This is a genomic window from Slackia sp. (assembly GCF_977041755.1).
Genome location: NZ_CDRRGL010000112.1, coordinates 1 through 5,784, shown reverse-complemented (window position 1 = coordinate 5,784; position 5,784 = coordinate 1). Strand labels below are relative to the sequence as shown.

Sequence of the window (5,784 nt, the reverse complement as noted above, 5' to 3'; positions counted from 1 at the left end):
GCCGCCCTCTCAAGGCGGAGATCGGGGGTTCGAATCCCCTCCAGGCTACCATCGAATACTGCAGGTCAGGCGATTGCCTGACCTGTTTTTAGTTGAAAGCCCGTTCTGACGAACGGGCTTTTGTTTGAAGCGACCTGATGCCGCGTAGCAGGGAGCGCTGCGTTTCGCTCGGTTTAAGAGAGGCCATTGGCCCACTCGCTTTGCCCGTAAGTAAATCCGTCCTTCTGGACTGGCTCGTTTCCGTTGTTCGATGAATGCTTCCATTTTCATCCCTCCTGTCATAAAGCGCTGTAATGGGGCCTCATTGCAGCCTTATTTTGGGAAAGAATTGCCGGTTTTGACGCTGCGTAAAAAACACTCGTTCTTAAAAGGCCAGGTCAAACGAATTCAGGTGCGCTTTACGTATCTCAAGAGCCTCCTCTGGGGCGTTCCGTTGCGACGCTGGGAGGCCCCATTGTGGCGTATTTTGACAATATGAGCCGCAATCACTGCAATGAGGCCCCATTGCGCGGTTTTCTGCCATCAGTAAGGTTTCCGATTGTTGCCCGACGCAATCCGCCTATGGGCCTTGTCGGTGGGCATTCGGCGCGTCGCCCGCTGCTCGATCGGTTCGATGGCCCTTCCGTTCGATTGGACCGCGTTCGCACATTCCCGCCGTCTTCGTTATTGCTCGCGCGGGCCGATGTCGCTCTGGACCCCAGCGCCATCGAATGTTGGCCCTTATCGTACGGGGCACTCTGGTCGTATTCGCTTTGAAGCGAAGCAAGTAAAGCCCTCGTCAAGGTAAAAAATGCAGCTGGGTAATGTGTTGGACATTCCTTTTGCTTTATTGCGCTATGTTGGTTCCTAAATAGAGCCAGTGGGCTTTCGATGTCGAATCGAGCGAATGCGAGGGGAGAAATGGAAGCGCAATCCAAATATGCCGTGAGCGAAGAAGATATGAAGCGCATCGAGGAACTTCTCGGGCAAACCTATTACGCCAAGCGTTTGCAGGAAGTGATCGAAGGCCAGGCTAAGGCTCGCGAACTCATAGATGCTCGCGGCGTCGATTCGTATTTCGAGTGATGCGATATGGTCGAGTATTTCATGTGGGCGAATCCGAAGAAGAAGGAATGGATCGAGGCTGACGTCTTTAGCGAGTTCGGGTTCATGCCCAGTACCGCCAGCGAGCTTGGCAACCGCTACACCGACGCCGCCTGCACGCTTATGGCGGGGCCGTGGCGCGGAGACCCCGTTTTGTTTATCGGCGATTACTTCAACCCAGAGAAGGAAAGCCCAGTTGGGAAGCTTTTCGGCGGGTATCCCTATGAAACCGTCCTTGATTCGTTCGTTGACGTTTCGGGTCTTTTCTCTGATTCGAGGGGATTAATGCGTGCCGTGTATGGCGATGCCCCAGATTCTGATGAGGTTCCATACGATGGACTTTTCGAGCTTGATGTTCGCCATTATCGCTATGCCGTGAACAAAACCCGCGGTGAGTACGTCGATCGCGATCGAGCGCCGGTCGATTCGGTGTTTTTCTTCGGCGGCAACTATTCGTGGTCTAGATTCGATCCCATTCCTTGGCTGCTTTCGCCATGTAGCGACCCTAAGGATGAATGGGGCGGCCGGTGGTGCTGCGATGAAGTCGATATGTCCGACGAGGCCCCCGAAGGCGGTTATAAGGATGTTACGGCGGCCTTCTGCAGCCAGTGGGGCTTCGTGTCTGCTTCCGATGAAGAGATGGAACGGCTCGTTGCCTCCGAAGCATTTGCGCGCGAGCTTGCGGCTCGAGGCATAACCGCAGCCCCCGATGGCGATATCAAGCTGCATGGCGCTGTTGACGTGATTCTTGAGCTCTTGGCCGAGCCTTAGCTGTTCAAGGCGTTCCTAGTCCGTCCAGGAACTGTTCGGGAGGGACGTTCGGTGGGAACTCGAAGGAGCGCTTGGGGCCGCTGGTGGCTCTAAAGGCTTAAAACGGAGGCGACGATTTCGTCGCGCGCTTCATCGGTGGGGGAGATGCGCTTGGAGCTGCCCCAGGCGGCCGCAAAGCGCATCTCGGCTAGGTGGGGCAAGTCGAACATGTCTCGCGCGACAAGCAGGGCGCATTCGTAGCGCTCTTCAGGGCCGCGCTTCAGCAACTCCATGGCGCTCGTGAGGCCTTCGTTGCGCAAGAGCTCGAGGCGTCCCAGCTCGTCGACGATAAGCATGCGCTTTGCCGGATCGGCATGGACGCATGTGCATTCTGGCATATCGGCTGCTTGAGGCTCCTTTGCGGCTTCGATGAGCGTATCGAAGTGCGCATTCACTTTCCGGATCGCTTCATCGGAAATGTGCCAGCGAAGCATCGCCTTGGCGGATTGCGCATTGGCGTCAAACGCGCCCTCGGCGCGGGCCAAATCGTCGCGTCGTGCGAAATGCACCACCTCATGCGTTGGCAGAAGCTCGTTGTTGATGCCGAGCTTATCGAAGCCACCCGCTTCGTCTTCGCGCCATACGCCAGGCGCAATTACGCCGTCGCATACGGCCCCGCGCGCTTCGAGATCGCCTACGAGCGCCTGCAGCCAGCGAGTTTTTCCGATTTGCACATCGCCTGTAAGAATGTAAAGCACGGTGACCTTTCTTTTGGTGGAACGCGTCCCTGATTGCGACGCGTTTGCTCGCGTCTTTCTTGGCTAGCAAGTGATTGTTCGGAATATACCCAGTTCGCAGGCGGTTTCTCTGCAGTCTCTTCAGGTTCAACCGAGCCATGGCTCGCGCACTCTTCGAATGCCGGCACCCCTTGTTTTGGGGCTATTTTGGATGCGGCCGGCGTTCCCATCAGCCGCTGACAGAAAAATCGCGCCGCGTTTATGCGGCGCGATCGCTAGCATACGATGATTTCCGGCTCGCTGCCGTGGAACTTGTTCGGAATGGGAGCGTTGCATTCGTACGCGATGCCCATGGCCGGGCCGACGTGCACGCCGATAACCGGACTCGCTGGCACAACACGGGGCATGAACCCGATGAGCGGCGCCACCTTCTCTTCGGCCCATTGCGCAGCCGGCGCTTTGCTGCCGATGTAGTGGACGACGAGATTCTTAAGGCCGCTCGGTGCCGTATCTTCGCCGAGCACCTGGAGCATTTTCGCAAGAGCTTTTTTCTGCGTGCGGCACTTCGAGAAGGTGCTCGCTTCGCCGTCGTTTACGGTGAGCACGGGCGTGAGGCTGATCATGTTACCAATGAGCGCGGCGGCTTTTCCGATGCGGCCGCCCTTCTGCAGGAACAGCAGCGATTCGGGAGCAAACACGAATCGCGTGGAATGCAGGCTTGCGTTCGCCGCCTGAATGCAGTCGTCAAGGCCGGCGCCCGTTTTGGCGGCTTTCGCGGCGGCGATAACGGGCCAGCCCATCTCCATGCAATTGGTCATGCTGTCAATGGCGGCGAAACGGAAGTTGGGGAGGTCGTTTTTGACCTCTTTGGCCGTGTGGACGAAGCTTTCGAACGTGCCCGACATTTTGCTGCTGATGAAAATTCCGAGCACTTCGTCGCCCGTTTTCGCGATGCTTTCGACAACTTCGCGAACCTTGCCCAAGGGCGGCTGGCTCGAGGTGGGAATGTTGTCAGCCATTTCGTAGATATCTTTATAGAAGGCATCGAGGTCGGTTTCCGATTCGACGAGCTCTTCGCCATTCCTATTGATGATGAGCGAGGTGACTTCGATGCCGAGCTCGGCGCGAATATCCTGGGGAATGGACGAGGTTGAGTCGGTGATAATTCGAACCAATTTGTGACCTCCAAGTGCTCGTTGTCGCGGCGAAAGGGTTTTTGCGGAAGGCCCGATGCGGCTTCTGCTTTGGCCCAATCGGGCCCGTTCTCGAATGATGCTGCGAACAGGCCGGTGTGGCGCGGTGCTAGAAAGTATTTGCTTCAGCTACGATTTCGCGAAGCTGTTCTTTTCCCACGATTCTAGCATTCCTGCTGCAAAGAAACGCGCAATGCGGAAGGGTTAAAGAAGATTCTGCGAACCGCCAAGCTTTGTCTAAGGCGCCGTCGCGGCGGTTGCGCCTTAGACTCCCAAATAGCGTCCCGTGATGCTTTCTCGGTTTGCGGCGATTTCCTCGGGCGTGCCACATGCCACGATGCGTCCGCCCGCTTTGCCGCCCTGTGGACCCATGTCAATTACGTAATCGGCGTTCGCGATGAAATCGAGATCGTGCTCAACCACCACCACGGTAGCGCCCTGCTCAACGAGGCGTTGGAACACGCCGAGGAGCGTTTCCACGTCGCGTGGGTGCAAGCCGATGGTGGGCTCGTCGAACACGAACACGGCATCGGCTTGTCCGCGGCCCATCTCGCTTGCAAGTTTCAGGCGCTGTGCCTCGCCACCCGAAAGCGCGGGCGTGGCTTCGCCGAGCGTGAGATATCCCAGGCCCAGGTCATGCAGGGTTTGCAGCTTTTCGTGCGCCTTCTTGACGTCGGCTACATGCGGAAGGGCCTCGTCAACGGAAAGCGCGAGCAGGTGCGGCAAGCTGAGCGCCTGGTTATCGGGCGCGCCTTTTTCGGACCGGCGAATTTTCTCGGCAGCGGTTCCGTAGCGCGACCCTCGGCAATCGGGGCAAGCGATGTCGACGTCGGGCAGGAATTGCACGTCGAGCGAGATTTGCCCCGTGCCGTCGCAGGTAGCGCAGCGTAGGCTTCCCGTGTTGTACGAGAAATCGCCCATCTTCAGCCCTGCCGCTTTCGCGAAATCGGTGCGCGCGTATGCGCGGCGCATATCGTCGAGCGCACCGCAATACGTGGCGACCGTCGAGCGCACGTTGATGCCGATGGGGGTGGCGTCGATGAGGTTCGCACGGCGAATGCCCTCGGCCTCAATCGCGGTGACGTGCTCGGGAAGCGCTTCGCCTGTCGCCGTTGCGGCAAGCGCGGGAATAAGCGTTTCGAGCACGAGCGTCGTTTTGCCTGAGCCCGATACGCCCGTTACGGCGATGAGCCGGCCTTTGGGAATGTCGATCGCGAAGGGCTTCACGGTGTGAAGCCCGCTTGACTCAAGATGGATGCGTCCCAGGTCAAACATCTGTTCCGCAGGTGTTTTCGGCCGCGCTGCAACGCGCGCGGCTCCCGAAAGATAGGGGCCGATAATTGACTCGGAATCGTTTGCAACTTCTTCAACCGAGCCTTGCGCTACCAAGGCGCCGCCGCGGGCGCCTGCTTCGGGGCCCATTTCGACAAGATGGTCGGCCGCGCGAAGGATGCGCGTGTCGTGATCGACCATCACTACCGAGTTGCCGTCGGCGATCAGGTCGCGCATGACGCCTAAAAGTCCGTCGATGTTGGCGGGGTGCAAACCGATAGAAGGCTCGTCCATCACGTACAGCACGCCTGTGGTGCGATTTCGCACCGAGCGCGCGAGTTGCACGCGCTGGCGCTCGCCGGTGGAAAGGGTCGCGCCTGCTCGGTCGAGCGACAAATAACCCAAGCCCAGCTCGAGCAGGCGACGAGCCGTGCTTTCGAACGACTCGCAAATCGATTTCGCCATGGGGCGCATCTCATCGGGAAGGCTTGCGGGCACGCTCGCTACCCACGTCACCGCTTCATCGAGCGTCATTTCCGTCGCCTGCGCCAGATTGATGCCGCGAACGATTGGCTCGCGCGCGGCCGCGGACAGGTGCGTGCCGCCGCAGTCGGGGCAGGGGCCTTCCGTCAAGTATTTCGCTACGCGGCGCAGGCCCTTCTCGTCTTTCGCCTTGGCGAGGGAGTTTTCCACGGTGCGCACGGCATTGTAGTAGGTGAAGTCGAGTTCGGCGAAGTTCTCGCCCTTCT

At 58.7% G+C, this 5,784-nt stretch carries 5 protein-coding genes; 2 read left to right on the top strand and 3 right to left on the bottom strand.

Translation table 11 applies throughout. The annotated features are described in order from the left end of the window. The first annotated feature begins 900 nt into the window (after window positions 1-900). Together ACWI8T_RS07725 and ACWI8T_RS07720 are read left to right on the top strand one after the other, a co-directional pair. Window positions 901-1,065, top strand: a complete 165-nt coding sequence (locus ACWI8T_RS07725; protein ID WP_449138518.1) for a hypothetical protein — start codon at window positions 901-903, stop codon at window positions 1,063-1,065. Between the two features lie 6 nt (window positions 1,066-1,071). Next, the gene (locus ACWI8T_RS07720) at window positions 1,072-1,854 is read left to right on the top strand and encodes a hypothetical protein (RefSeq protein ID WP_449138517.1); all 783 of its coding nucleotides are present in this window, start codon (window positions 1,072-1,074) and stop codon (window positions 1,852-1,854) included. An 89-nt stretch (window positions 1,855-1,943) separates the two neighbouring features. On the opposite strand, the gene ACWI8T_RS07715 is transcribed toward ACWI8T_RS07720, so the two are convergent. The 3 genes from ACWI8T_RS07715 to ACWI8T_RS07705 all read right to left on the bottom strand — a co-directional run. Further along, complete coding sequence (locus ACWI8T_RS07715; RefSeq protein ID WP_449138516.1) at window positions 1,944-2,591, bottom strand: hypothetical protein; 648 nt, start codon at window positions 2,589-2,591, stop codon at window positions 1,944-1,946. Between the two features lie 254 nt (window positions 2,592-2,845). After that, entirely contained in the window at window positions 2,846-3,745 is a 900-nt protein-coding gene (locus tag ACWI8T_RS07710; protein ID WP_449138515.1) for a DegV family protein, read from the bottom strand. Between the two features lie 282 nt (window positions 3,746-4,027). After that, window positions 4,028-5,784 (bottom strand): excinuclease ABC subunit UvrA (locus ACWI8T_RS07705; protein ID WP_449138514.1); only part of this gene is annotated, 1,757 nt, incomplete at its 5' end.

Coding starts and splice junctions, on each gene's coding strand:
- ACWI8T_RS07725 (WP_449138518.1), top strand. CDS start 901: ATGGAAGCGCAATCCAAATATGCCGTGAGCGAAGAAGATATGAAGCGC.
- ACWI8T_RS07720 (WP_449138517.1), top strand. CDS start 1,072: ATGGTCGAGTATTTCATGTGGGCGAATCCGAAGAAGAAGGAATGGATC.